This window comes from Hydrogenophaga sp. ANAO-22 (assembly GCF_042466645.1).
Classification (GTDB): Bacteria; Pseudomonadota; Gammaproteobacteria; order Burkholderiales; family Burkholderiaceae_C; genus Hydrogenophaga.
The window spans coordinates 4,579,313-4,604,572 of record NZ_CP159956.1; the positions used below are offsets into that span (position 1 = coordinate 4,579,313).

27 protein-coding genes are annotated in these 25,260 nt (G+C 67.4%); 6 read left to right on the forward strand and 21 right to left on the reverse strand.

Annotation, left to right across the window (positions count from 1 at the left end; translation table 11 throughout):
• Positions 1-9: 9 nt before the first annotated feature.
• Genes recO through nagZ form a run of 4 tightly spaced genes read left to right on the forward strand, consistent with a single transcriptional unit; the run spans position 10 to position 3,095 of the window.
• On the forward strand, positions 10-822 hold the full coding sequence (recO, locus tag ABSY19_RS22110) for a DNA repair protein RecO (protein ID WP_382155911.1): 813 nt from the start codon (positions 10-12) through the stop codon (positions 820-822).
• Positions 819-1,592 carry a pyridoxine 5'-phosphate synthase gene (locus tag ABSY19_RS22115; RefSeq protein ID WP_382155914.1) on the forward strand — a complete coding sequence of 258 codons (774 nt, stop codon included), beginning with the start codon at positions 819-821 and terminating at the stop codon, positions 1,590-1,592. Before recO ends, ABSY19_RS22115 begins: the two co-directional genes overlap by 4 nt.
• On the forward strand, positions 1,589-1,981 hold the full coding sequence (gene acpS / locus ABSY19_RS22120; protein ID WP_382155917.1) for a holo-ACP synthase: 393 nt from the start codon (positions 1,589-1,591) through the stop codon (positions 1,979-1,981). The genes ABSY19_RS22115 and acpS overlap by 4 nt, the downstream gene beginning before the upstream one ends.
• Before the next feature lie 19 nt (positions 1,982-2,000).
• Positions 2,001-3,095, forward strand: a complete 1,095-nt coding sequence (gene nagZ / locus ABSY19_RS22125) for a beta-N-acetylhexosaminidase (RefSeq protein ID WP_382155920.1) — start codon at positions 2,001-2,003, stop codon at positions 3,093-3,095.
• On the opposite strand, the gene ABSY19_RS22130 is transcribed toward nagZ, so the two are convergent.
• The 21 genes from ABSY19_RS22130 to ABSY19_RS22230 form a co-directional block, all read right to left on the reverse strand.
• Positions 3,096-3,533, reverse strand: coding sequence for an LON peptidase substrate-binding domain-containing protein (locus tag ABSY19_RS22130; protein WP_382155923.1), 438 nt, complete (start codon positions 3,531-3,533; stop codon positions 3,096-3,098).
• Positions 3,470-3,778 (reverse strand): LON peptidase substrate-binding domain-containing protein, encoded by a 309-nt coding sequence (locus ABSY19_RS22135; protein WP_382155926.1) that lies wholly within the window; start codon positions 3,776-3,778, stop codon positions 3,470-3,472. Before ABSY19_RS22135 ends, ABSY19_RS22130 begins: the two co-directional genes overlap by 64 nt.
• Entirely contained in the window at positions 3,775-4,653 is an 879-nt protein-coding gene (gene accD / locus ABSY19_RS22140; RefSeq protein WP_291114198.1) for an acetyl-CoA carboxylase, carboxyltransferase subunit beta, read from the reverse strand. Before accD ends, ABSY19_RS22135 begins: the two co-directional genes overlap by 4 nt.
• A gap of 137 nt (positions 4,654-4,790) precedes the next feature.
• A complete protein-coding gene (gene trpA / locus ABSY19_RS22145) occupies positions 4,791-5,600 on the reverse strand; it encodes a tryptophan synthase subunit alpha (protein WP_382155929.1) in 810 nt (269 codons plus the stop codon).
• Entirely contained in the window at positions 5,597-6,868 is a 1,272-nt protein-coding gene (gene trpB, locus ABSY19_RS22150; protein ID WP_382155931.1) for a tryptophan synthase subunit beta, read from the reverse strand. The genes trpA and trpB overlap by 4 nt, the downstream gene beginning before the upstream one ends.
• Positions 6,869-6,911: 43 nt before the next feature.
• Positions 6,912-7,592, reverse strand: a complete 681-nt coding sequence (locus tag ABSY19_RS22155) for a phosphoribosylanthranilate isomerase (protein WP_382155934.1) — start codon at positions 7,590-7,592, stop codon at positions 6,912-6,914.
• Complete coding sequence (truA, locus tag ABSY19_RS22160) at positions 7,589-8,407, reverse strand: tRNA pseudouridine(38-40) synthase TruA (protein WP_382155937.1); 819 nt, start codon at positions 8,405-8,407, stop codon at positions 7,589-7,591. Before truA ends, ABSY19_RS22155 begins: the two co-directional genes overlap by 4 nt.
• 20 nt (positions 8,408-8,427) lie before the next feature.
• Positions 8,428-11,103 (reverse strand): FimV/HubP family polar landmark protein, encoded by a 2,676-nt coding sequence (locus ABSY19_RS22165; RefSeq protein WP_382155940.1) that lies wholly within the window; start codon positions 11,101-11,103, stop codon positions 8,428-8,430.
• 260 nt (positions 11,104-11,363) lie between these two features.
• Positions 11,364-12,491 (reverse strand): aspartate-semialdehyde dehydrogenase, encoded by a 1,128-nt coding sequence (asd, locus tag ABSY19_RS22170; RefSeq protein WP_382155943.1) that lies wholly within the window; start codon positions 12,489-12,491, stop codon positions 11,364-11,366.
• 78 nt (positions 12,492-12,569) lie between these two features.
• Positions 12,570-13,658: a 3-isopropylmalate dehydrogenase gene (gene leuB / locus ABSY19_RS22175; RefSeq protein WP_382155946.1), complete on the reverse strand. Its 1,089-nt coding sequence runs from the start codon at positions 13,656-13,658 to the stop codon at positions 12,570-12,572.
• A 30-nt stretch (positions 13,659-13,688) separates the two neighbouring features.
• A complete protein-coding gene (gene leuD / locus ABSY19_RS22180) occupies positions 13,689-14,339 on the reverse strand; it encodes a 3-isopropylmalate dehydratase small subunit (protein WP_382155949.1) in 651 nt (216 codons plus the stop codon).
• A 15-nt stretch (positions 14,340-14,354) separates the two neighbouring features.
• On the reverse strand, positions 14,355-14,516 hold the full coding sequence (locus tag ABSY19_RS22185; RefSeq protein ID WP_291114172.1) for an entericidin EcnAB: 162 nt from the start codon (positions 14,514-14,516) through the stop codon (positions 14,355-14,357).
• A 40-nt stretch (positions 14,517-14,556) separates the two neighbouring features.
• On the reverse strand, positions 14,557-15,978 hold the full coding sequence (leuC, locus tag ABSY19_RS22190; protein ID WP_382155952.1) for a 3-isopropylmalate dehydratase large subunit: 1,422 nt from the start codon (positions 15,976-15,978) through the stop codon (positions 14,557-14,559).
• A 29-nt stretch (positions 15,979-16,007) separates the two neighbouring features.
• The gene (locus ABSY19_RS22195) at positions 16,008-16,934 is read right to left on the reverse strand and encodes a LysR family transcriptional regulator (RefSeq protein WP_382155955.1); all 927 of its coding nucleotides are present in this window, start codon (positions 16,932-16,934) and stop codon (positions 16,008-16,010) included.
• A 160-nt stretch (positions 16,935-17,094) separates the two neighbouring features.
• The gene (locus ABSY19_RS22200; protein ID WP_382155958.1) at positions 17,095-18,405 is read right to left on the reverse strand and encodes a citrate synthase; all 1,311 of its coding nucleotides are present in this window, start codon (positions 18,403-18,405) and stop codon (positions 17,095-17,097) included.
• Positions 18,402-18,713 (reverse strand): succinate dehydrogenase assembly factor 2, encoded by a 312-nt coding sequence (locus ABSY19_RS22205; RefSeq protein ID WP_291119968.1) that lies wholly within the window; start codon positions 18,711-18,713, stop codon positions 18,402-18,404. The genes ABSY19_RS22200 and ABSY19_RS22205 overlap by 4 nt, the downstream gene beginning before the upstream one ends.
• Before the next feature lie 19 nt (positions 18,714-18,732).
• Positions 18,733-19,437 carry a succinate dehydrogenase iron-sulfur subunit gene (locus ABSY19_RS22210; RefSeq protein ID WP_291119971.1) on the reverse strand — a complete coding sequence of 235 codons (705 nt, stop codon included), beginning with the start codon at positions 19,435-19,437 and terminating at the stop codon, positions 18,733-18,735.
• Between the two features lie 40 nt (positions 19,438-19,477).
• Positions 19,478-21,283, reverse strand: coding sequence for a succinate dehydrogenase flavoprotein subunit (gene sdhA, locus ABSY19_RS22215; RefSeq protein ID WP_382155961.1), 1,806 nt, complete (start codon positions 21,281-21,283; stop codon positions 19,478-19,480).
• A gap of 4 nt (positions 21,284-21,287) precedes the next feature.
• Positions 21,288-21,653, reverse strand: a complete 366-nt coding sequence (sdhD, locus tag ABSY19_RS22220) for a succinate dehydrogenase, hydrophobic membrane anchor protein (RefSeq protein ID WP_291119976.1) — start codon at positions 21,651-21,653, stop codon at positions 21,288-21,290.
• Between the two features lie 20 nt (positions 21,654-21,673).
• The gene (sdhC, locus tag ABSY19_RS22225; RefSeq protein WP_382155964.1) at positions 21,674-22,105 is read right to left on the reverse strand and encodes a succinate dehydrogenase, cytochrome b556 subunit; all 432 of its coding nucleotides are present in this window, start codon (positions 22,103-22,105) and stop codon (positions 21,674-21,676) included.
• 154 nt (positions 22,106-22,259) lie between these two features.
• Positions 22,260-23,057 carry a GntR family transcriptional regulator gene (locus ABSY19_RS22230; RefSeq protein ID WP_382155967.1) on the reverse strand — a complete coding sequence of 266 codons (798 nt, stop codon included), beginning with the start codon at positions 23,055-23,057 and terminating at the stop codon, positions 22,260-22,262.
• 171 nt (positions 23,058-23,228) lie between these two features.
• Here ABSY19_RS22230 and ABSY19_RS22235 point away from each other — a divergent pair, with 171 nt between their 5' ends.
• Together ABSY19_RS22235 and ABSY19_RS22240 are read left to right on the forward strand one after the other, a co-directional pair.
• A complete protein-coding gene (locus ABSY19_RS22235; RefSeq protein WP_297403047.1) occupies positions 23,229-24,215 on the forward strand; it encodes a malate dehydrogenase in 987 nt (328 codons plus the stop codon).
• An 18-nt stretch (positions 24,216-24,233) separates the two neighbouring features.
• On the forward strand, positions 24,234-25,238 hold the full coding sequence (locus ABSY19_RS22240) for an HpcH/HpaI aldolase/citrate lyase family protein (RefSeq protein WP_382155970.1): 1,005 nt from the start codon (positions 24,234-24,236) through the stop codon (positions 25,236-25,238).
• The last annotated feature ends 22 nt before the right edge of the window (positions 25,239-25,260 follow it).

The following is a 25,260-nucleotide window of genomic DNA, read 5'->3' on the forward strand; positions in this document are numbered from 1 at the left end:
CCACACGGCATGGCCCTGAAACGCTTCTCCGACGAACCCGCTTTCGTGCTGCACCGCTACGACTGGAGCGAGACCAGCCTGGTGCTCGAGGTCTTCACGCGCCACCATGGCCGCATCGCCCTGGTGGCCAAGGGCGTGAAGCGGCCCACCTCCCAGTTCCGCCCCGTGCTGCTGCCGTTGCAGCCCCTGCATGTGTCCTGGAGCGGCGACGCCGAGGTGCGCACGCTCAAGGCAGCGCACTGGCAGGGCGGGCACGTCATGCCCACGGGCGAGGCGCTGATTTCGGGCAGCTATCTGAACGAGCTGCTCATGCGCCTGCTCGCGCGCGACGACCCGCACGAGCGCCTGTTCGACCACTTCACCACTGCGGTGCAATTGCTGGCGGAGAAAAGCGACGCGCAACCGCTCATCCTGCGGGCATTCGAACTGCTGTTGTTGCGCGATGTGGGTCTGTTGCCCGATCTGGCCCAGGAGAGCAGCACGCTGACCGACCTGGACCCCTTGCGCCGCTATGTGCTGGTGCCCGAGAGCGGGTTGGTGCCCGCGCACGACGATGATGGCCAGGCCCTCACCGGCGAGCAGTGGCTGGACCTGCAGGCCGCCATGGACGAACCCGCGCCGTTCATTCCCACCTTGCGCGCCTGTGCGGCCTGCCTGCAGGCGGTGCGCGTGCCCCTGCGCAACCTGCTGCACTACCATTGCGGTGTGCGCGTGTTCAAGACCCGCCAGCTGATGCTCGACGTGCAAGCCATGACCCGGCTGCGAACGCCGTCGGATTCGGGCGCCTCCCCAGAGAACTTCCCCACCGCGACCTCACCATGACCGTGGCCTCCCGATCCCCGCATCCGACCACCGCCTTGTCGGTGAACCTCAACAAGGTGGCCCTGGTGCGCAACACCCGCCACCTGGGCATTCCCTCGGTCACGCGCGCGGCCACGCTGTGCCTGCAGGCCGGCGCGCACGGCATCACCGTGCACCCGCGGCCCGACGAGCGCCACATCCGCACGCACGACGTGCACGAACTCGCCGAGCTGCTCAAGGCCTGGCCTGACCGCGAATTCAACATCGAAGGCAACCCGTTCCACAACCTCATGGGCTTCGTGCGCGAGCTGCGGCCGCAGCAGGTCACCTTCGTGCCCGACAGCGAAGGCCAGTTCACCAGCGACCACGGCTGGAGCTTCCCGGCCGACGCCGAACGCCTGCGCCCGCTGATCGACGAAGCACGGGCGCTGGGGGTGCGCGTGAGCCTGTTCATGGACGCCGAGCCTGACCAGATGGCTGGTGCGAAGGCGGTGGGGGCCGACCGTGTGGAGCTCTACACGGAGCCCTATGCGGCCGCTTGGCACACGCCGCAGCGCGATGCGCAATTGCAGCGCTTCCAGGCGGCCGCCCAGGCTGCGCTGGACGCCGGTTTGGGGTTGAACGCCGGGCACGATCTGAACCGCGAAAACCTCACGGCCTTCCTGCGCACGGTGCCGGGGGTGAGCGAGGTGTCCATCGGCCATGCCCTCATCGCGGACGCTCTGGAACTGGGCTACAGCGCCACCATCGCCGACTACAACCGCTGCATCGCCGACGCCTTCGCGCCATGATCTACGGCATCGGCACCGACATCTGCGACATCCGGCGGATCGAGGCTGTGTTGCAGCGCCAGGGCGAGCGCTTCGTGCGCAAGGTGCTGACCGACGCCGAGTTCATCGTCTGGCAGAAACGCAGCGCGCGCTGGCCGCAACGCGGCCTGCGTTACCTGGCCACCCGCTTCTCCGCCAAGGAGGCGTTTTCCAAGGCAGTGGGCATGGGCATGCGCCTGCCCATGACCTGGCGGCGCTGCGAGATCAACAACCTGCCCAGCGGCCAGCCCGTCATCGTCCTGCACGGCGATCTGAAGACCTGGTTCGAGGCACAAGGCCTGCGCGCGCACGTGACCGTGACCGACGAAACCGACTACGCCGCCAGCTTCGTGGTGGTGGAGCGGGACTGACTTTTCCGAAACCGTTTCCATGAACCCTCACGCCCCCCTCATCATCGACGTGGCCGGCCACAGCCTGACCACGGTGGACCGCCAGCGCCTGGCCCATCCCCTGGTCGGCGGCGTCATCCTGTTCGGCCGCAACTGGCAGGACCGGGCCCAGCTCACCGCGCTGTGCCGCCAGATCAAGGCCGTGCGGCACGACCTGCTGATCGCCGTGGACCACGAGGGCGGCCGTGTGCAGCGCTTCCGCACCGACGGGTTCACCCACCTGCCCGCCATGGCCACCTTGGGCCAGATGTGGCTGCGCGGCCCCAAGGCCGGCGAACCCGCTGGCGCGGCGGCCCTGCAGGCGAGCAATGCCGCGACCGCGGCCGGCTTCGTGCTGGGTGCCGAGCTGCGCGCCTGCGGCGTGGACCTCACTTTTGCGCCGGTGCTCGATCTGGATTACGGTGAGAGCTCGGTGATCGGCGACCGCGCCTTCGGTCGCGATCCACGCCTGGTCACGGTGCTGGCGCAAGGCCTGATGCTCGGCCTGCTGCAGAGCGGCATGGGCCATTGCGGCAAACACTTCCCCGGCCATGGCTTCGTCAAGGCCGACTCGCACCTCGCGATCCCGGTGGACCGGCGCAGCCTCAAGGCCATCCTGGCCGAGGACGCCGCCCCCTACGGCTGGCTCTCGGCCAGCCTGCAGGCCGTGATGCCCGCGCACGTGATCTACCCCAAGGTCGACAACCGCCCTGCCGGCTTCTCGTCGCGCTGGCTGCAGGACATCCTGCGGCGCCGCCTCGGCTTCACCGGTGCGATCTTCAGCGACGACCTCAGCATGGCCGCGGCGCGGCAGATCGGTGGCCGTGAAGTGAGCTTCACCGAAGCTGCGCTGGCCGCGCTCGCGGCCGGGGGGGACATGGTGCTGCTCTGCAACCAGTCGGTGGTGGACGGTGGCGCCCCGATCGACGAGGCGATCGACGCCCTGTCTCAGGCGGTGCTCGAAGGCCGCTGGCAGCCCAGCGCGGCGAGCGAAGAACGTCGGCTCGCGTTGCTGCCCCGCATGGCCGCCCCCGATTGGGACACGCTGATGGTCAGCGAGCGCTACATGCAGGCGCTGTCGCTGCTGCCGGGCTGATCAGCGGTTCAGGCCCAGCTTGTCCAGCAGGTCCGACACCAGCTCCAGGCGCAACAAAGGATTGTCCAGCGCCATCAGGCGCTGTTTGAGCTCGGCCGGCGCGGGCAGCAACTCGGCCCAGCGGTTGGCCACCCAGCCACTGTCGTCCCACTGGTAGGGCGGCTGCAGCGGCAACTGCTCCAGGCTGTCCGGGTCGCGCTCCTGCAGGTTCTGCAGCAGGTGCTGCAGGCCGTCGCGGGTGTGGGCCAGGTGTTCCGGCACGGGCACCGCAGCCTCCGGCTCGTCGAGTCGCACATCCGCCACCCACAGGCCGTGGGGCAGCTGGCTGCGGCGCTGCACGTGGAACCGTTGCAGGCCACGGCAGCGAATCATCATCAGGCCGGGTTGTGGCCGTTCCAGGCTTTCGATCTGCGCCAGCGTGCCCACGGGGTGGAACACCTCTTTCGCAAAACCGTCGCCCCCGGGGGCGCCTCGGGGTCAAGGCGCCGGACCTCGCTGCCCTCGCTCAGGCAGACCACGCCAAAGGGCGCACCGGCCTTGTGGCAGCGGCCGATCATGTCGAGGTAACGCACCTCGAAGATGCGCAGAGGAAGCCAGCCGCCGGGGTAGAGGACCGTCTGCAACGGGAACAGCGGGAGCTGCGACAGCGTGAGCGCCTCGGCAGCCCCGGAGGTGGAACTCAATCGTCGACCACCGCGTCGGCGCTCTGGCGCTGCAACATGGCCAGGGTGTTGGCGATGGTGGCGCGCAGTTCGCGCCGGTCGCAGATGAAGTCCACCGCGCCCTTGGTCTGCAGGAACTCGGCGCGCTGGAAACCTTCGGGCAGCTTCACCCGCACGGTGTTCTCGATCACGCGCGGGCCGGCAAAACCGATCAGCGCCCGGGGTTCGGCGATCACCACATCGCCCACGAAGGCGAAGCCCGCGCTGACCCCACCCATGGTCGGGTCGGTCAGCACGCTGATGTAGGGCAGCCCCTTCTTGGCCAGCCGGGTCAGGGCCGCGTTGGTCTTGGCCATCTGCATCAGCGACAGCAGGCCTTCCTGCATGCGCGCACCGCCGGTGGCGGTGAAGCAGATGAAGGGCACCTTCTGGGCAATGGCTTCTTCAACGCCGCGCACGAAACGCTCGCCGACCACCGAGCCCATGGAGCCGCCCATGAAGTCGAATTCGAAACACGCCACCACCAGGCTGACGCCGTGCACCGCGCCGCCCATGACGACCAGCGCATCGGTCTCGCCGGTGGTTTCCAGCGCGTCTTTCAGGCGCTCCGGGTACTTGCGGCTGTCCTTGAACTTGAGCGCGTCCACCGGCAGCACTTCCTGGGCGATTTCGTAGCGGCCTTCAGCGTCCAGGAACGCATTGAGGCGCGCGCGCGCACCGATGCGGTGGTGGTGGCTGCAATGCGGGCAGACGTTCTGGTTCTTTTCCAGATCGTTCTTGTAGAGCACGGCTTCGCAGCTCGGGCACTTGATCCACAGGCCCTCGGGCACGCTGCGGCGCTCGGTCGGGTCGGTGGGGGTGATCTTGGGGGGGAGCAGTTTTTCGAGCCAGGACATGTTTCTCTCCTTGCGGGGGACAAAGGGAATTAAACCATGGGAGAGGTTGGGCGCGGGCCAGCCGCCGGGCCCCCCCAAGGCAGGCCCAGCCCCCCTGGGGGCAGCGACCCGCGCAGCGGTGGAGCGTGGGGGCTAGGTTATGCGTCGAGCGCTTTCCGGATGCTGCGAAGGAACTGGATGGCCACCGCCACCACCTTTTCGTGCGGCTCGTTCTCCAGCAGCTGGATGATCTTGCTGCCGATGACCACCGCGTCGGCCGTCTGGCCGATGGCGCGCGCCGTTTCGGCATCGCGGATGCCGAAGCCCACACCCACCGGCACGCTCACGTGCGCGCGGATGCGGGGCAGCATGGCCTCGACCTGGCCGATGTCCAGCGTGCCGGCGCCGGTGACGCCCTTGAGCGACACGTAGTACACATAGCCGCTGGCCACGTGCGCCACCTGCGCCATGCGCTCGTCGGTGGAGGTGGGGGCCAGCAGGAAGATCAGGTCCATGCCGTGCTCGCGCAGCGAGGCGGCGAATTCCTCGCATTCCTCGGGCGGGTAGTCGACGATCAGCACGCCGTCCACGCCCGCCTGGCTGGCATCGCGCACGAAGGCGCCCGCGCCATGCTTCTGGTCGTAACGCTCCACCGGGTTGGCGTAGCCCATGAGCACCACCGGCGTGGTGTTGTTGCGCTCGCGGAAGCTGCGGACCATGGCCAGCACCTGGGTCATGCCGATGCCCAGCGCCAGCGCGCGGTCGCCCGCTTTCTGGATCACGGGGCCGTCGGCCGACGGGTCGGAGAACGGCACGCCGAGCTCGATGATGTCGGCGCCGGCCTCGGCCATGCCGTGCATCAGGTCCGGTGTGATGTCGGCGAACGGAAAACCGGCCGTGACGTAGGGAATCAAGGCCTTGCGGCCCTGGGACTTGAGCTGGGAGAGGGTGTTTTCGATGCGGCTCATTTGGCGTTGCCCCCCTTCACGGTGAGCCCGCGCATGGAAGGTCTGTCGTAAAAATCGACGCCCGAGAGGTCGGCCACGGTGCCGATGTCCTTGTCGCCCCGGCCCGAGAGGTTGACCAGGATGGACTGGTCGGGCTTCATGGTCTTGGCCAGCTTGAGGGCGTAGGCCACGGCATGGCTGGACTCCAGCGCGGGGATGATGCCCTCGGTGCGGCAGAGGTGGTGGAAGGCTTCGAGCGCCTCGGTGTCGGTGATGCCCACGTACTCGGCGCGGCCGATGTCCTTCAGGAAGGCGTGCTCCGGCCCCACGCCGGGGTAGTCCAGGCCCGCGCTGATGCTGTGGGTCTCGGTCACCTGGCCGTTGTCGTCCTGCAGCACATAGGTGCGGTTGCCGTGCAGCACACCCGGGCTGCCTTTCTGCAGTGAGGCCGAATGTTTGCCACTCTCCAGGCCCTCGCCAGCGGCTTCCACGCCGATGAGGCGGGTGGCTTCATAGGGGATGTAGGGGTGGAAGATGCCCATGGCATTGCTGCCGCCGCCCACGCAGGCGATCACCGCGTCGGGCTGTTCGCCGTGGCAGCCGGCGGCGGCCAGCATCTCGGGCACCTGCACCAGACACTCCTTGCCGATCACGCTCTGGAAGTCGCGCACCATCATCGGGTAGGGGTGCGGGCCGGCCACGGTGCCGATGATGTAGAAGGTGTTGTCGACGTTGGCCACCCAATCGCGCATGGCTTCGTTCAACGCGTCCTTGAGCGTCTTGCTGCCCGATTCCACCGGCACCACGGTGGCACCCAGCAGTTTCATGCGGTAGACGTTGGGGCTCTGGCGCTTCACGTCTTCGCTGCCCATGTAGACCACGCACTCCAGGCCGTAGCGCGCGCAGATGGTCGCGGTGGCCACGCCGTGCTGGCCGGCCCCGGTTTCGGCGATGACGCGCGGCTTGCCCATGCGGCGCGCCAGCATGGCCTGGCCGATGGTGTTGTTCACCTTGTGCGCGCCGGTGTGGTTGAGGTCTTCGCGCTTGAGGAAGATCTGCGCGCCGCCGGCCTCGCGGCTCATGCGCGCGGCATGGTAGACCGGGCTGGGGCGGCCCACGAAATGGGCCAGCTCGCTCTCGAATTCGGCCAGGAACTCGGGGTCGTGCTGGTACTTCGCGTACGCGGCCTTGAGTTCGTTGATCGCGTGGGTGAGCGTCTCGCTCACGAAGCTGCCGCCGTAGATGCCGAAATGGCCGCGGGCGTCGGGTTGTTGGTAGGTCGTCTGCATGGGGTGTCTCGGTGGGACTGCCAGCCTGACCCCATGAAAGGGGTCAGGTCGGGCAGGGGGTCTGCGCATCGGCCGCCCGCACGGCGGCCACGAAGGCGAGCATCTTGTCGGGGTCCTTGATGCCTTTGGCGGCTTCGACCCCGGAGCTCACGTCAACGGCCCAGGGCCGCACGCGCGTGATGCCATCGGTCACGTTTGCAGGCGTGAGTCCACCAGACAAAACGAGGCGAGAGCTGGCGTTTAGAAGTGGATGTGACCAAGGGAAGGCTGTCCAGTCGAAGGATTGACCACCACCGCCATAGCCCTCGACGAGCGCGTCGAGCAGGATGGCCTGGGCGGCCGAGTGGTCCGAGGCGTATTTTAGAAGATCGAAGCCCGCCCCGGCGGGGCCGGTGGGAATGCGCGCCGCGCGCAGGTAGGGCCGGCCGGCGGCCTGGCATTCGGCCGGCGTTTCATCGCCGTGGAACTGCAGCAGGGCCTGGGGCACGGCGTCGCAGCCCTGGCGGATCTGGTCCGGGGTGGCGTTGACGAACAACAGCACCGGTGTGACGAAGGGCGGCAGGCGGCGAGCGAGTTCGCCGGCGCGCTGCGCCGTCACATGGCGGGGGCTCTGGGCGTACAGCACGAAGCCAATGGCGTCGGCGCCAGCGCGCACGGCCGTGTCCACGTCCGCCTCGCGGGTGAGGCCGCAAATCTTGATGCGCGTGCGGTGGTGGGGTGTCATGGCAGCCAGTCGAAAGCGGGTGTGCGCTCGGGCAGACCCAGCCCGGCATCGTAGACCGGCCCGAGAAAGTACAGGCCGTCAGGGGAAAAGGTCGGGGCGGCGGCGTCGCGGCTGCGGGCCTGCAGCACCTCGGCCATCCAGGAGGGAGGGCGGTTGCCGCTGCCAATGGCGATCAGGCAACCCATGATGTTGCGGATCATGTGGTGCAGGAAGGCCGAGGCCTCGAACTCGAAGCGCCAGTAGCTTCCGCGGCGCGCGATGTCCACCCGCATCAGGTCCTTGACGGGCGAGTGGGCCTGGCACTGTGCCGCTCGGAACGAGGTGAAATCGTGTTCGCCCAGCAGGGCTTGCGCCGCCTGCACCATGGGATCCAGCGCAAGCGGGCGAAACACCCAGCCGACCTGGCCGGCGTCCACGCTCGGGCGCACCGGCGATTCGAGCAACACATAGGCATAGCGGCGCGAGCGGGCGCTGGCCCGGGCGTGGAAGCTCTGGGGCACGTGCCGCGCCCACTGCACGGCGATGTTGTCGGGCAGAAAGCTGTTGGTGCCACGGACCCAGGCGTTCTCGGGGCGGTCGAGCGCGGTGTCGAAGTGCACCACCTGCATCAGGCCGTGCACGCCCGCATCGGTGCGGCCCGCGCAGAGCGTTTTCACCGTGTCGTCCTGGGCGCTGAAGCGCGTCAGCGCCTGCTCAAGGTGGTCTTGCACGGTGCGCCCGCCCGGCTGGCTTTGCCAGCCGTCGTAGGCGCGACCGTTGTAGCTCACGCCCAGTGCGACGCGGGTGCGGCTGGGCTCCTGGGGCGGTGGGGGCAAAAGCGAAAACCGAGGGCGCGTCAGGCCAGATCGGCCAGGAAAGTCCCTGCCTTGGCCTTGAGCGAACCCGAGGCTTCGGCCAGCACTTCCTCCGCCAGCGAACGCGCACCCTCGAAGTCGCCAATGGCGCGGAATTCCTCCGCCAGCGACAGCTTGGTCTCAAGCGGATTTTCTTCCGTCAGGCGGCCGGCCGAGGTGGCGTCGTCTTCCACGGGCGGCGCGCTCAGGTCGAGGTTGAGGTGGTTCAAGTCGAACGACAGCATGTCGGCCGCCGCCGGGGGCGGGGTCTGGGGGCGGTGGTCCGCCGCATGCGAGGTGTCCAGGTCGAGGATCGGGCCGTCGTCGAACGACAGCGAGTCGATGCTGGGTGCCGGGGTGCGGTCCATGGCTTGCACTGGCTCGGGCGCATGCTCCTGCAGCGGGGCGGGGCCGGACGGGAAGTCCAGGTCGAAATCCATCGACATGGACGAGGGCGGGCCATCCTTCGCATCCGCAGGGGTCGCGCTGGTCAGCGCCTCGGTCATCTTGAGGTCGTCCATGCTGGACATGCCCGCTTCCGGGGCGGCCAGCGGTGCGGCGTCCGAGGGTTCGTCGAGCGAAAAGTCCAGATCCAGGTCGAGATCGCCCAGACCGGACGGCGGGGCTTGCTTGCCGGGCTCGTTCAGCGTGCTGGCGCCAAAGGGCATGGTGTTCAGGCCGGCACCCGCGATGCCCGCCGTGGCCGCGACCTTCACGGCCGGGCTGCCTCCGGGTTGGTACAGGGGGTTGGAGGGGTCCAGTTCCTTGCCAAGTTCGCAGGCGTGTTCCCATTCCGGGCCTTGGCCTTGCGTGAGGTTGTAGGCCTCCGTGGCCACCACCTCGAACGCGCGCGCATCGCGGCGCTTGGCGTAGATTTCCAGCAGCTTGTTGTGGATGGCCACGCGCGTGGGCGTGCTGCGCATCGCTTCCTTGAGGATTTCCTCGGCCTGCAGATCACGACCGTAGGCGAGGTAGACGTCGGCTTCCGCCACCGGATCCACATCACCTGCCGCATCCAGCTGGCTGGGCGAGTACACCATGGACGAGCCGGAGGCCACGGATTCCGCGGTGTCGATGCGCTGACCACCGCTGGAGCCGAAGAACGAATCGGGTTGCAGGCGGCTTTCCAGGAAGGAGCTGTCGACGCTCGAACCGTGCTTGCGCTGGCGGATGCGGTAGAGGCCCAGGCCGGCCAGCAAGGCCAGCAGGCCGCCCGCCAGAGGCAAGGCCAGCGGGTTGTCGCGCAACTGGTCGAAGAACGAAGGCTCGTCGGGCAGCGGCGTGGGCACCGGCAGCGGGGGCTTCATCGGAGCTGGGGTGGTGGAGGGCGCGGCGGCCGCTGGGGCCTCGGCCGGCGGTGCGGCCGGCGCCGGGGCTTCTGCCGCAGGCGCGGCGGGCGCGGGAGCTGCCTCGGTCGGCGCGGGTGCGGTGGGCACGGTCACCGTGGGGGCCGGTGCCGGAGCGGGCGCAGGGGCCGCCGCTGCAGGCACTGCCGGGGCAGGCGCGGCAGCGGGAGCCGCCGGCGCGGGCGCAGGGGCGCTGCCGCCACCCAGCTTGGACAATTCCTCGATGTTGCGCGAGAGCTCGGCCACGCGCGAGGACGCTTCCTTGGCCTGGCGTTCCTTGGCGATCTTGTCTTCGTTGGCGGCCTGGCCTGGTGCGGCTTCCTTGGACAGCGTCAGCTTGTCGGCGGCCGGTGCGGCGGGCTTGGCTTCCTTGACTTCGGTCTGCACCTGGCCGGCGGCCTGCCGATCGGCGGCGGCGACACCCGCCTCGGGCGCGCTGCCCGCGAGGCGGCGGCGGAATTCATTGAAATCGCGGCTCTGGGCCGTGATGGTCTGGCGTGCCTCACTCGGCGCGATGGCGCTGGCTTCCGCTGCGCTGGGCAGGTCAAGCACAACGCCGGCCTTCATGCGGTTGACGTTGCCCGAGATGAAGGCGTTGGGGTTCTGCCGCAGCATGGCCACGAGCATCTGGTCCAGGGACACGTCCGCTGGTTTGTTGGCGGCCGCGATGCCGCCGGCGGTGTCACCGGCTTTGACGCGGACCTGGCCTCCACCCGCGCTGCTGGGAGCGGCCGGCGCAGGCGTGGGCCGCGCCACCGGTGCGGGTGCCGGGGCAGGTGTGGGTGCCGCAGCGGCCGGCGCCGGGGTCGCGGCTCGGGGTGGCTGCACCTGAGGCTGGGCGACGCTGGACGCGGGTGCCGCAGGGCGTGGCGCTGAGGCGGCCGGGGCGGCAGACACGCCCGGCGCCACGGGCACCGGCTGAGGCGCGGCCGCGCGCAGGTTCGGTGGGTCGAAGAGCAGGGTGTAGTCGCGAACCATGCGGCCGGACGACCAGTTGGCCTCGACGATGAGGTCCACAAAGGGTTCGGTGACCGGGCGCGAACTGGTCAGGCGCAGGTAGGCACGGCCATCGGCGCGCCGTTGCAGGCTGATCTGCAGGGTCGCCAGCGCGGCGTTGACGTCCACGCCCGCCGCCCGGAAGGTATCGCCGGAAGCCAGGCCCACCCGCAGGCTGGCGGCTTCTTCCGCATTGATATCCGGCACGTCGATCTCGGCCCGCAGCGGTTCGCCCAGGGCCGACTGCACCACCACACGACCGAGCGCCAAGGCCTCGGCATCGCTGTGGTGCACGAGGCCCGCACACAGCACCGCCGCCGCAGCGACCGCATGCAACCGCGCGAGACCTCGTAAACCCGTGCCGGGGGGCACTGGGCGGGTCTGTTGGGATGGGGTGTGGCGGGAGATGGATGGCACTTTGACCTCGACGTAAAAAACCGAGAATTGACCTTAACATCAACGGATTACAGTGACAAGCTGAGAATCCGCTTGAGTTTCTTCGTCGACCCTCTGTCGTCGCGGGGCGGGTTGTTGCGTTGCAGTGGCGCAACGTGAACAACCACACCCTTCCTCCATCGATGCCATCCCCGGATGGGTCAGGCCTCGAGCAGGATGCGCAGCATGCGGCGCAGGGGTTCGGCCGCGCCCCAGAGCAGTTGATCGCCGATGGTGAAGGCGCCCAAGTACTCCGGGCCCATGGCCAGCTTGCGAATGCGGCCCACCGGGATCGTCATGGTGCCTGTCACGGCCACCGGGGTCAGGTCCTGGATCGTCGCTTCGCGCGTGTTCGGCACCACTTTCACCCAGGCGTTGTCGGCCGCGATCATGGCTTCGATATCGGCCACGGGCACGTCCTTCTTGAGCTTGAAGGTGAGGGCCTGGCTGTGGCAGCGCATGGCGCCCACGCGCACGCAGAAGCCGTCCACCGGGATGGCCGGGACATTGAAGCCTTCGCCCATGCCGAGGATCTTGTTGGTCTCGGCCATGCCCTTCCACTCTTCCTTGGACATGCCATTGCCCAGGTCCTTGTCGATCCAGGGGATGAGTGAGCCGCCCAGTGGCACGCCGAAGTTGGCGGTCTCGGCGCCCGAGAGCGAGCGCTGCTTGGCGATCACCTTGCGATCGATCTCCAGGATGGCGCTCTTGGGGTCGTCCAACAAGGCCTTGACCTCGGCGTTGAGCGTGCCGTACTGCGTGAGCAACTCGCGCATGTGCTGGGCACCACCGCCGGAAGCCGCCTGGTAGGTTTGCGTGCTCATCCACTCCACCAGGCCCGCCTTGTAGAGCGCGCCCACACCCATGAGCATGCAGCTCACGGTGCAGTTGCCGCCGATCCAGTCCTTGCCGCCCTGGGCCAGGGCGTTCTGGATGACGGGCAGGTTGACCGGGTCCAGGACGATGACGGCGTTCTTGTCCATGCGCAGCGTGGACGCGGCGTCGATCCAGTGGCCGTTCCAGCCGGCGGCGCGCAGCTTGGGGTAGACCTCGCTGGTGTAGTCACCGCCCTGGGCGGTGATGACGATGTCGCAGCGCTTGAGGGCCGCGATGTCGTGCGCGTCCTGCAGCTGGGTTTCGTTTTTCGCCATCGCAGGGGCTTTGCCGCCCGCGTTGGAGGTGGAGAAAAACAGCGGTTCGATCAGGTCAAAGTCGCTCTCCGCGACCATGCGGTCCATCAGCACGGAACCGACCATGCCGCGCCAGCCAACGAGTCCTACGAGTTTCATGTCAACGCCCTTCAGTTAAAAAAACCGTTTTGCCCCGGCTCGTCTGGCCGGGGAGGGGCGTGACGAACCGGAGCTGTATCAGCCCTTGGTAATGGTTTTGGTGATGGCGGCCACGACGGCATCGCCCATGCCGCGGGTGCTCACCTTGGTCGTGCCCTCCGACCAGATGTCCGTGGTGCGCAGGCCGGACGCGAGCACGCTGCTGACCGCAGTTTCAATGCGGTCGGCGGCTTCGGTCTGGTTGAACGTGAATCTGAGCATCATGGCAGCGGACAGTATTGTAGCCAGAGGATTGGCCAGGTTCTTGCCGGCGATGTCCGGCGCGCTGCCATGGCTGGGCTCGTACAGGCCCTGGTTCTTCGTGTTCAGCGAGGCCGAGGGCAGCATGCCGATGGATCCGGTGAGCATGGACGCCTCGTCGGACAGGATGTCACCGAACATGTTGCCGGTGACGACCACGTCGAACTTCTTGGGCGCGCGCACCAGTTGCATGGCGGCGTTGTCCACGTACATGTGCTCCAGCTCCACGTCGGGGTACTGGGCGTGCACCTCGGTCACCACGTCCTTCCAGAACTGGAAGGTTTCGAGCACGTTGGCCTTGTCGACGCTGGTCACCTTCTTGTTGCGCTTGCGCGCGGCCTGGAAGGCCACGTGGGCGATGCGCTCGATCTCGGGCTTGCTGTAGCGCATGGTGTCGAAGGCTTCCTCCGCGCCGGGGAAGTGCCCGTCGGTGGCGGTGCGCCGGCCACGGGGCTGGCCGAAGTAGATGTCGCCGGTCAGCTCGCGGATGATGAGGATGTCCAGGCCGGAGATCAGTTCGGGCTTGAGGCTGGAGGCGCCCACCAGCTCGGGATAGCAGATGGCCGGGCGGAAGTTGGCAAACAGGCCCAGGTGCTTGCGCAGGCCCAGGATGGCTTGTTCCGGGCGCAGCGGGCGGTCCAGCTTGTCGTACTTCCAGTCGCCCACGGCACCGAAGAGCACCGCGTCGGCGTCCATCGCCAGTTTCAGGGTGGACTCGGGCAGCGGGTGGCCGTGGGCCTCGTAGGCCGCGCCACCCACCAGGGCGGACTCCATTTCGATCGGCAGCTCGAGTGCCTGAAGGACCCTGACCGCCTCGGCCACGATTTCGGTGCCGATGCCGTCACCCGGAAGAACTGCGATTTTCATGTGATGTGAAGTTGGAGTCGAGAGAAGTGCTCAGGCCGCCATCGTGTGCGCGAGCCAGGGCTTGGTCGCCAGGCGTTCGGCCTCGAAGGCCGCGATCTTGTCCTTGTAGCGCAGCGTGAGGCCGATGTCGTCCAGCCCGTTGAGCAGGCAGTACTTGCGGAACGCCTGCACGTCGAAGGGGATTTCCTCGCCTTGCGGTTTGACGATCACTTGGCGCTCCAGGTCGATGGTGAGCTGGTAGCCGGGGAAGGCCGCGACTTCATCGAACAGCTGGGCCACCTGCGCCTCGGGCAACTGGATGGGCAGCAGGCCGTTCTTGAAGCAGTTGTTGAAGAAGATGTCGGCGTAGCTGGGCGCGATGATGGCGCGAAAACCGTACTGGTCGATGGCCCAGGGCGCGTGTTCGCGGCTGGAGCCGCAGCCGAAGTTCTTGCGCGCCAGCAGCACGGACGCACCGGCGTAACGCGGCTGGTTGAGCACGAAGTCGGGGTTGGGCTTGCGGCTGGCCGGGTCCTGGCCCGGTTCGCCCTTGTCGAGGTAGCGCCACTCGTCGAACAGGTTCTGCCCGAAGCCGGTCTTGCGGATCGACTTCAGGAACTGCTTGGGAATGATGGCGTCGGTGTCGACGTTCTCGCGGTCCATCGGGGCCACGAGGCCCTTGTGGAGGGTGAATTTCTGCATGGTGATGTGTGCCTGTTATTTGGCGATGTCCTGGACCTTCTCGCCGGCTTTTTCAATGCCCTTGCCAGCGGCCTGCCCAGCCTGCTTGGCGTCCTGCTTGACGCCGGTCCAGGTGTTGCACGCGGCCAGCGTCAGCGAGAGGGCGAAGGCGGCTGCGATCCATGCAATGCGTTTCATGTGAATCTCCTGAGGGTGGTTGCGGGGGAAGGAGGAAGGGTCAAGCGAAGGTGCGCACGTCCACGAAGTGGCCGTGCACCGCGGCCGCGGCGGCCATGGCGGGGGACACCAGGTGGGTGCGGCCACCAGCGCCCTGGCGGCCTTCGAAGTTGCGGTTGCTGGTGGAGGCGCAGCGCTCGCCCGGCTCCAGCCGGTCGGCGTTCATGGCCAGGCACATCGAACAGCCGGGCTCGCGCCATTCGAAGCCCGCGGCCTTGAAAATCTCGTGCAGGCCTTCGCGCTCGGCCTGGGCCTTCACCAGGCCGGAGCCCGGCACGACCAGGGCCAGCTTGACGTTCTTGGCCACCTTCTGGCCGAGCTTCTTCACCACGGCGGCGGCTTCGCGCATGTCTTCGATGCGGCTGTTGGTGCAGGAACCGATGAAGACCTTGTCGACGAAGATGTCGTTGAGCGGCTTGCCGGGGGACAGGTCCATGTAGGTCAGAGCGCGTTCGATGGCGCCGCGCTTGTTGGCGTCCTTTTCGCGGTCGGGGTCGGGCACCGAGCCGTCGATGCCGAGCACCATCTCTGGCGAGGTGCCCCAGGTGACCTGCGGCACGATCTGCGAAGCGTCGAGTTCGACCACGGCGTCGAACGTCGCGTCGGCATCGGACTGCAGGGTCTTCCAGTAGGCCACGGCCTGGTCCCATTCCACGCCGGTGGGCGAGAGCGGGCGGCCCTTGACGTACTCGATGGTCTTGTCGTCCACGGCCACGAGGCCGGCGCGCGCGCCGCCTTCGATGGCCATGTTGCACACCGTCATGCGGCCTTCCATGCTCAGCGCGCGGATCGCCGCGCCGCCGAACTCGATGGTGTAGCCCGTGCCGCCGGCCGTGCCGATCTTGCCGATGATGGCCAGCACGATGTCCTTGGCGGTGCAGCCCTTGGCGAGCTGGCCGTCCACGCGCACCAGCATGTTCTTGGCTTTCTTGGCCAGCAGGGTCTGCGTGGCCAGCACGTGCTCGACCTCGCTGGTGCCGATGCCGTGGGCCAGGGCGCCGAACGCCCCGTGGGTGGAGGTGTGGCTGTCGCCGCAGACCACGGTCATGCCCGGCAGGGTGGCGCCGTTTTCCGGGCCGATCACGTGCACGATGCCCTGGCGCTTGGACATGAAGGGGAAGAACGCGGCCGCGCCGAATTCGGCGATGTTGCTGTCCAGCGTGGTGATCTGTTCCTTGCTGATCGGATCGGTGATGCCGTCGTAGCCGAGTTCCCAGCCGTTGGTGGGCGTGTTGTGGTCGGCGGTGGCCACCACCGAACTCACGCGCCAGACCTTGCGGCCAGCCTGGCGCAGGCCTTCATAGGCCTGGGGGCTGGTGACTTCGTGCACCAGGTGCCGGTCGATGTAGAGCACGGACGTGCCGTCCTCTTCGGTGTGGACAACGTGTTCGTCCCAGATCTTGTCGTAGAGCGTGCGTGGCATGGCGTGGGTCTTGTCGTGGAGGAAGGATTTTAGGCCGCCTGACGGACTTCGGCGGCACTGAGGTGATCCACCAGCAGGCGTGCGCTGGCGGGCAGGCTGGAGAAATCGCGAGCCACCAGCACCAGCTGGCGCTGGGCCCAGGGATCGGTCAGGGGCACAGCCTGCAGCGCATCGCCGGTGCTCAGCAAATGGAAGGCGCGCTCGGGCATCACGCCCACGCCCAGGCCGTTGGCGATCATGCGGCACATGGCGTCCAGCCCGGTCACGCGGATGCGCACGCGCACGGTGGTGCCGGCCTGGGTGGCGGCCTGGTGCGTGGCCAGGTGGATGGAGCTGTTGGCGTGCAGGCCCACATGATCGAAGGGCAGGGTGGCTTCGAAGGGCACGGGTCCGCCGCTGGCCAGCGGGTGCCCGCGCGGCACCACCAGCGCCAGGCTGTCGCGCCGGTAGGGCAGGCTTTGCAGGCCAACGGTGCCCATGGCGCCGTTGCACAGGCCGAGGTCGGTGGCGCCTTCCTTCACCGCGCGCAACACCTCGGGGCTGAGGTGCTCCTCCAGATCGATCTTGATCTGGGGGTGTTGGCGCGCGAAGGCGCCCAGGTCTTCGGGCAGGAACTGCACGATGGCCGAGATGCTGGCGTGCACGCGCACATGCCCGCGCACGCCATCGGCGTACTCGGCCAGTTCGATCTGCATCTTCTCCAGGCCGAACAGCACGGTGCGCGCGTGGTGCAGCAGGCCTTCGCCCGCGGGCGTGAGCCGCACGCCCCGCGCATGGCGGTGCAGCAGCGTGGTGCCCAGCGCGCTTTCCAGGTCCGACAGGCGCTTGCTGATCGCCGAGGCGGCGATGAACTCCCGCTCCGCCGCGCGGCCGATGCTGCCCAGCTCGCACACGGCCACGAAGAGCTGCAGCGAGGTGAGGTCGATCTGGCGGGCGAAATTGCGTTCGGAGAGCATGGGGCGTTGGCCTCTCGTTTGGAGAGGTCGAAAAATGATTTTCTCTCAGATAAGGAGTCCATGGCATCGTCAAGGACGATGGCTGGCTTGCTGCTCTGCGCAGGCCGGAGGCGAAAAAAAAGCCCGCCGGGCGGCGGGCTTTCAGGGAGGCGGACGCCGATCAGCGGCTGGCCAGCGGCTTGACGTCGCGGCGCACCGAGCCGGTGAACAGCTGGCGCGGACGGCCGATCTTGTACTCGGGGTCGCTGATCATCTCGTTGAGCTGGGCGATCCAGCCGACGGTGCGCGCCAGCGCGAAGATGCCGGTGAACAGGTTGACCGGGATGCCGATGGCGCGCTGCACGATGCCGGAGTAGAAGTCCACGTTCGGGTAGAGCTTGCGCGAGACGAAGTACTCGTCTTCCAGCGCGATCTTCTCGAGTTCCTTGGCCAGCTTGAACAGGGGGTCGTTTTCCAGGCCCAGTTCCTGCAGCACTTCGTTGCAGGTTTCCTGCATCAGCTTGGCGCGCGGGTCGTAGTTCTTGTACACGCGGTGACCGAAGCCCATGAGCTTGACGCCGGAGTTCTTGTCCTTGACCTTCTCCATGAACTCGCCGACCTTGGAGACGCCGCCGTTGCGCTGGATGTCTTCCAGCATGTTCAGGCAGGCCTCGTTGGCGCCGCCGTGGGCCGGGCCCCACAGGCAGGCCACGCCGGCCGCGATGGCGGCGAACGGGTTGGTGCCCGACGAGCCGCACAGGCGCACGGTGGAGGTGGAGGCGTTCTGCTCGTGGTCGGCGTGCAGGATGAAGATGCGGTCCAGCGCGCGCTCGAGCACCGGGTTGACCTGGTACTCCTCGCAGGGCGTGCCGAACATCATGCGCAGGAAGTTGCCCGAGTAGCTCAGGTCGTTCTTCGGGTACATGTAGGGCTGGCCGATGCCGTACTTGTAGGCCATGGCCACCAGCGTGGGCATCTTGGCGATCAGGCGGATCGCGGCGATCTCACGGTGCTTCGGGTTGTTGATGTCCGTGCTGTCGTGATAGAAGGCCGACAGGCCGCCGACCAGGCCGGTGAGCACGGCCATGGGGTGGGCGTCACGGCGGAAGCCGCGCAGGAAGAACTGCATCTGCTCGTTGACCATGGTGTGGTTGGTCACGAGCTTGTGGAAGTCGCCCCGCTGCGATTCGTTCGGCAGCTCGCCGTTGAGCAGCAGGTAGCAGGTGTCGAGGTAGTCGCACTGCGTGGCCAGCTGTTCGATGGGGTAGCCGCGGTACAGCAGCTCGCCCTTGTCGCCATCGATGTAGGTGATGGCCGACTGGCACGAGGCCGTGGACAGGAAGCCCGGGTCGTAGGTGAACATGCCGGTCTGCGCGTAGAGCTTTCGGATGTCGATCACGTCCGGACCGATGTTGCCGGCGTAGACCGGCAGGTCGACGCTGGGGCTGCCGTTGGAGAACGACAGGGTGGCTTTGTTGTCTACGAGTTTCATGCAGGTTCCTCGGATGATGAGAGAGGTCGCAGGCCGCGCAGCAGTGCAAGCACTTGCGTCACGTCCGCGCGTTCGAGATCGCCTTGGAGGGGCTTTCGACCGAGCAGCAGATCCAGCAGGTCGTTGTCGGACAAGTCCATCAAGAGCCCGAGTGCATCGGCTTGGCGCACGGTTAAGCCAGATTCGTGCCTGGCGAAGAATCGCTCGATGAACAGATCGTTCTCGAGCAGGCCACGACGACACCGCCAGCGCAGCTTGCTCAGCGCGCGCTCGTCCAGCAAGGCATCCTGCAGGGGGGTGTCGGTCATGGGGTTCGGGGGTGGGCGCTCAGACCGAGCGCAGCACCATCATTTCCTTGATCTTGCCGATGGCCTTCGTGGGGTTCAGGCCCTTGGGGCAGACGTCCACGCAGTTCATGATGGTGTGGCAGCGGAACAGGCGGTACGGGTCTTCCAGGTTGTCCAGGCGCTCACTGGTGGCTTGGTCGCGGCTGTCGGCGATGAAGCGGTAGGCCTGCAGCAGGCCTGCGGGGCCGACGAACTTGTCCGGGTTCCACCAGAAGCTCGGGCAGCTGGTGGAGCAGCTGGCGCACAGGATGCACTCGTACAGGCCGTTGAGCTCTTCGCGTTCTTCGGGGCTCTGCAGGCGTTCCTTCTCGGGCGCCACGGTTTCGTTGATCAGGTAGGGCTTGATGCTGTTGTACTGCTTGAAGAACAGCGTCATGTCCACGATCAGGTCGCGCACCACCGGCAGGCCGGGCAGCGGCTTGAGCACGATGTCGCCCTTGAGCGTGTTCATGTTGGTCAGGCAGGCCAGACCGTTCTTGCCGTTGATGTTCATGGCGTCCGAGCCGCACACGCCTTCACGGCACGAGCGGCGGAACGAGATGGAGGGATCCACCGCCTTGAGCTTCATCAGGGCGTCGAGCAGCATGCGCTCATGGCCATCGAGTTCGACTTCGATGCTCTGCATGTAGGGCTTGGCGTCCTTGTCCGGGTCGTAGCGGTAGATCTTGAAGGTGCGTTTTGCCATGGTTTGTTCTCCGTGCGTCGTGGGTGCTGGGTGAAGGGGCTCAGAAGGTGCGGACCTTCGGGGGCACCGACTCCACGGTCAGGGGCTTGAGGTTGACAGGCTTGTAAGTCAGGCTGTTGTCGGCGCTGTGCCACAGCGTGTGCTTCATCCACTCCGCGTCGTTGCGGCCCAGGGGGAACTGCGCGTCGTCGGCCGGGCGCTCGTAGTCGTTCACCGTATGGGCACCGCGGCACTCGCGGCGCGCGGCGGCCGAGGTCATGGTGGCCTGGGCGCATTCGATCAGGTTCTCCACTTCCAGCGCTTCGATGCGCGCGGTGTTGAACACCTTGGACTTGTCCTTGAGCGTGATGGCGGCGACGCGAGCGCGCATCGCGTTGATCTTGACCACGCCGTCGTCCATGCTGGCCTGGGTGCGGAACACGCCGGCGTGCTGCTGCATGGCGGTGCGCAGGTCGTTGGCCACGTCCTGCGAATACTCGCCATCGGTGGCGTTGTCCAGGCGGGCCAGGCGGGCCAGCGTCTTGTCCGCCGCGTCGGCAGGCAGGGGCTTGTGGATCTTGTTCTTGTTGTTGTACTGGACGATGTGGTCACCAGCCGCCTTGCCGAACACGAGCAGGTCGAGCAGCGAGTTGGTGCCCAGGCGGTTGGCGCCGTGCACGCTCACGCAGGAGCATTCGCCCACGGCGTAGAGGCCGTTGACCACCTTCTGGTTGCCCTGGCCGTCCGGAGTCACCACCTGACCGTGGATGTTGGTCGGGATGCCGCCCATCTGGTAGTGGATGGTGGGCACCACGGGGATGGGGTCCTTGGTGATGTCGACGTTGGCGAAGTTGTGCCCGATCTCGTAGACCGAGGGCAGGCGCTTCATGATGTCGTTGACGCCGATGTGCGTCATGTCGAGGTGGATGTAGTCCTTGTTCGGACCGCAGCCGCGTCCTTCCTTGATTTCCTGGTCCATGCAGCGCGAGACGAAGTCGCGCGGTGCCAGGTCCTTCAGCGTGGGCGCGTAACGCTCCATGAAACGATCGCCGTTGACGTTGCGCAGGATGGCGCCTTCGCCGCGGCAGCCTTCGGTCAGCAGCACGCCCGCGCCGGCCACGCCGGTGGGGTGGAACTGCCAGAACTCCATGTCCTGCAGCGGGATGCCGGCGCGCGCCGCCATGCCCAGGCCGTCACCGGTGTTGATGAAGGCGTTGGTGGAGGCCGCGAAGATGCGGCCGGCGCCGCCGGTGGCCAGCAGCGTGGTCTTGGCTTCGAGGATGTAGGTCTCGCCAGTTTCCATTTCCAGCGCGGTCACGCCGACGACGTCGCCGCTGGCGTCGCGGATCAGGTCCAGCGCCATCCATTCGACGAAGAAGGTGGTGCGGGCCTGCACGTTCTGCTGGTACAGGGTGTGCAGCATGGCGTGGCCGGTGCGGTCGGCCGCGGCGCAGGCGCGCTGCACCGGCTTCTCACCGTAGTTGGCGGTGTGGCCGCCGAACGGGCGCTGGTAGATCGTGCCGTCGGGGTTGCGGTCGAACGGCATGCCGAAGTGTTCGAGCTCGTAGACGACCTTGGGGGCTTCACGGCACATGAACTCGATGGCGTCCTGGTCGCCCAGCCAGTCGGAGCCCTTGATGGTGTCGTAGAAGTGGTAGTGCCAGTTGTCCTCGTTCATGTTGCCGAGCGAGGCGCCGATGCCGCCCTGGGCCGCCACGGTGTGCGAGCGGGTGGGGAACACCTTGGAGAGCACGGCCACCTTGAGGCCGGCGCGCGCGAGCTGCAGCGAGGCGCGCATGCCGGAGCCGCCGGCGCCGACGATGACCACGTCGAACTGACGCTTGGGAAGGGATGCGGATGCGGTCATGGCTTCAGAGCCTCCAGAGAACTTGAACGGCCCAGCCCAGGCAGGACAGGAGCCAGACGATGGTGAAGACGTGCAGCACGAGGCGGATGCCGGCGGGCTTGACGTAGTCCATCCAGATGTCGCGCATGCCGACCCACACGTGGTAGGCCAGGGCCAGGAAGACGGCGAAGGTCAGCGCCTTCATCCACTGTTGGGCGAAGATGCCGGCCCAGCTCTCGTAGCCGATGGGGCCGCTGATGAACAGCACCTGCAGCAGCACGATCAGCGTGAAGATCGCCATGAGGGCGGCGGTGATGCGCTGGGCGAGCCAGTCGCGCAGGCCGTAGTGGGCGCCGGTGACGACGCGCTTGGAACCGTAGTTGACGGACATGTTCAGTTTCCTCGTCGCTATCAGTACAGGCCGAACAGCTTGGCGCCCAGCACCAGCGTGAGGCCGATGCTCAGCACCAGCGTGACGACGGCGGAAGAGCGGCCGAATTCCTTGCTCACCGCATGGCAGGCGTCCATGTACAGGTGGCGGACGCCGGCGATCAGGTGGTGCAGGTAGGCCCAGATGATGGACAGCACCACGAGCTTGAAGAACCAGCCCGGCACGAAGCCGATGCCGGCGGAAAACGCCGAGCTGAAACGTTCGAAGGACAGCTCGGACGACACGGAGGTGTCGAACAGCCAGACGATCAGGGGGAGCAGGATGAACATCAGGCCGCCGCTGGCGCGGTGCAGGATCGACACCCAGCCGGCCGGAGGCAGGCGGTAGGTGGTGAGATCCTTGAAGGCGTTGATGTTGCGGAACTCGGGCCGCTTCTTGGTCAACTCGGTCATGGTGGGGCTTTCTTCCGGGGAGGGAGGGGTCGTCGCGGCTTGGTAACTCGTTGGTAACTATTGCCAAGGCGCGTCAAATTCTATTGCAATGCACCAAACCGCAGTCCGGCACTCGGACGCTCCCCGATATCCGGGGCTCCGGCTGGGTGTGCCATCAGCTCAGCTCGTTGCGGTAATGGCGTGCGTCGGTGCGGTAGTAGCCGCGGCGCAACTCCATGGGTTCGTCGTTGTAGGTGTAGGCCAGGCGTTCCACGCTCAGCAGCGGGTGCCCGGGCGCGACGCCCAGCAGGGTGGCGGTGTCTTCGTCGGCGCTGACCGCCTTGATCTTTTCCACCGCGCGCACCATGCGCACGCCGAACTGTGTTTCGAACAGGGCGTACATCGGGCCCTTGTCTTCCGACAACGCCTCGATCGTCAGGCCTTTGAAGGGGCCGCCCGGCAGCCAGAGTTCTTCCACGATGGCGGGGATGCCGGCGAACGCCAGCACGCGCTTGACCTGCAGCACGGCGTCGCCCGTGCGCAGGGCCAGCTGGCGCGCCACCTCGGCCGGCGCGCGCAGGCGGCGGCATTCGACGATGCGGCGCTCGGCCGGCCCCTGGTCTTCCAGCGTGCCGGTGTCGGGCAGCAGGCGCAGGAAGCGGTACTGGATGTGTTGCTCGGCGTGGGTGGCCACGAAGGTGCCCTTGCCCTGGCGGCGCACCAGCAGGTTGTCGGTGGCGAGTTCGTCGATCGCCTTGCGCACGGTGCCCTGGCTCACGCGAAAGCGCGCGGCCAGGTCGAATTCGCTCGGGATCATGTCGCCCGGCTTCCACTCGCCCGCCTGCAGGCTGCGCAGGATCAGGGTCTTGATCTGCTGGTACAGCGGGCTGAAGGCCGGCGCGGTGTTCTCGAACACGGGGGCGCCGGCCTCTGCAGGTGCCGCGTCGGTGGGATTCTGGGGTGAGGTGGCCATGCGTTTGCGGGCGCCATCGGGAGGGCGCTCATGGCTTCAATCATATCTTATATAAGACATAAGACAAATTGACGTATCAGGGTTTGCGAGGGTACACTCACGGGCTGTCCAGGGGGTTCGTCCGCCTCGTCATTTCTCTCTTCCCCAACGTCCTTTTCCGGAGTTTTCACCATGAACAAGAAGCCCGTTCGCGTTGCCGTCACCGGCGCCGCTGGCCAGATCGGTTACGCCCTGCTGTTTCGCATCGCCTCCGGCGAGATGCTGGGCAAGGACCAGCCCGTGATCCTGCAGCTGCTGGAAATCCCGGACGAGAAGGCTCAGAAGGCGCTCAAGGGCGTGATGATGGAGCTGGAAGACTGCGCGTTCCCGCTGCTGGCCGGCATGGAAGCCCACAGCGATCCCATGACCGCCTTCAAGGACACCGACTACGCCCTGCTGGTGGGTGCCCGTCCGCGCGGCCCCGGCATGGAGCGCGCCGACCTGCTGGCCGCCAACGCCCAGATCTTCACCGCCCAGGGCAAGGCGCTGGACAAGGTCGCCAGCCGCGACGTCAAGGTGCTGGTGGTCGGCAACCCCGCCAACACCAACGCCTACATTGCCATGAAGAGCGCGCCCAGCCTGCCGCGCGAGAACTTCACCGCCATGCTGCGCCTGGACCACAACCGCGCCGCCAGCCAGATCGCCGCCAAGACCGGTGGCAAGGTCGGCGAGATCGAGAAGCTCACCGTCTGGGGCAACCACTCGCCCACCATGTACGCCGACTACCGCTTCGCCACCATCGGCGGCAAGAGCGTGAAGGACGCGATCAACGACCAGGTCTGGAACGCCGACACCTTCCTGCCCACCGTGGGCAAGCGCGGCGCCGCCATCATCGAGGCGCGTGGCCTGTCGTCGGCCGCCTCGGCCGCCAACGCCGCCATCGACCACATGCGCGACTGGGCCCTGGGCTCCAACGGCAAGTGGGTCACCATGGGCGTGCCCTCCAACGGCGAATACGGCATCCCCAAGGACGTGATCTTCGGCTTCCCGGTTACCACCGAAGGCGGCAAGTACAAGATCATCGAAGGCCTGGAAATCGACGCCTTCTCGCAAGAGCGCATCAACAAGACGCTGGATGAGCTCAAGGGTGAGCAGGACGGCGTCAAGCACCTCCTGTAATCGGCTGGTAACCGCGCCTTGGCTCCCGTTCATCCCCGCCACATCCTGCTCGGTGCCCAGGCCGGCGCGTTCGCGCTGCCGGTCTGCGACCACTACAGCGGGGTGGAAGCCCGGATGCGCAAGAGCCTGGCGCTGCAGGCCGAGATGGCCGAGGAGTTCGGCACCTGCGTCTTCGACGTCACGCTGGACTGCGAGGACGGCGCGCCCGTGGGCGGCGAGGCCGAGCACGCCGCGCTGGTGACCGAACTGGCCCTGGCCGCGGCGCCCGAGGCGCGCGTGGCGGTGCGCGTTCACCCGGTGGACCATGCGGCGTTCGACGCCGATGTGGCCACCATCGCGGCGCGCGCGGGCCATCGCCTGGCCCACCTCATGGTGCCCAAGGTGGAATCGGTGGCCGACGTGCAGCGCGCGGCGGACGCACTCGACGCCGCCGGCGCCCGGGCCTTGCCCCTGCACGTGCTGGTCGAATCCCCCGCGGCGGTGCACCGTGCCTTCGACATCGCGGCGCATCCCCGCGTGCAGAGCATCAGTTTCGGGCTGATGGACTTCGTCTCGGCGCACGGCGGCGCCATCCCGGCCGACGGGATGAGCGCCGCCGGCCAGTTCTCGCACCCGCTGGTGCTGCGCGCCAAGCTGGAGATCGCCTCGGCCTGCCACGCACACGGCAAGGTGCCCTCGCATTGCGTGGTGACCGAGTTCAAGCACCTGGATGCCCTGCAGCAGGCGGCCCGCAAGGCCGCCCGGGAGCTCGGTTACACGCGCATGTGGAGCATCCATCCCGACCAGATCCGCCCCATCCTGGCCGCGTTCGCGCCCCAGGCGAGCGAGGTTCACACCGCCGCCGCCCTCATCGAGCGCGCCCTGGCCGCCGACTGGGCGCCGGTGCAGTTCGAAGGCCGCCTGCACGACCGGGCGAGCTACCGCTACTTCTGGCAGGTGCTGGAGCGCGCGCACCAGACCGGCCTGCCATTGCCCGACACGGTGCAAGCCCACTTCGCCGAACCCGCTGCCCTGCGGCATTGAGCTTGCTTGCCCCGTCCCCACC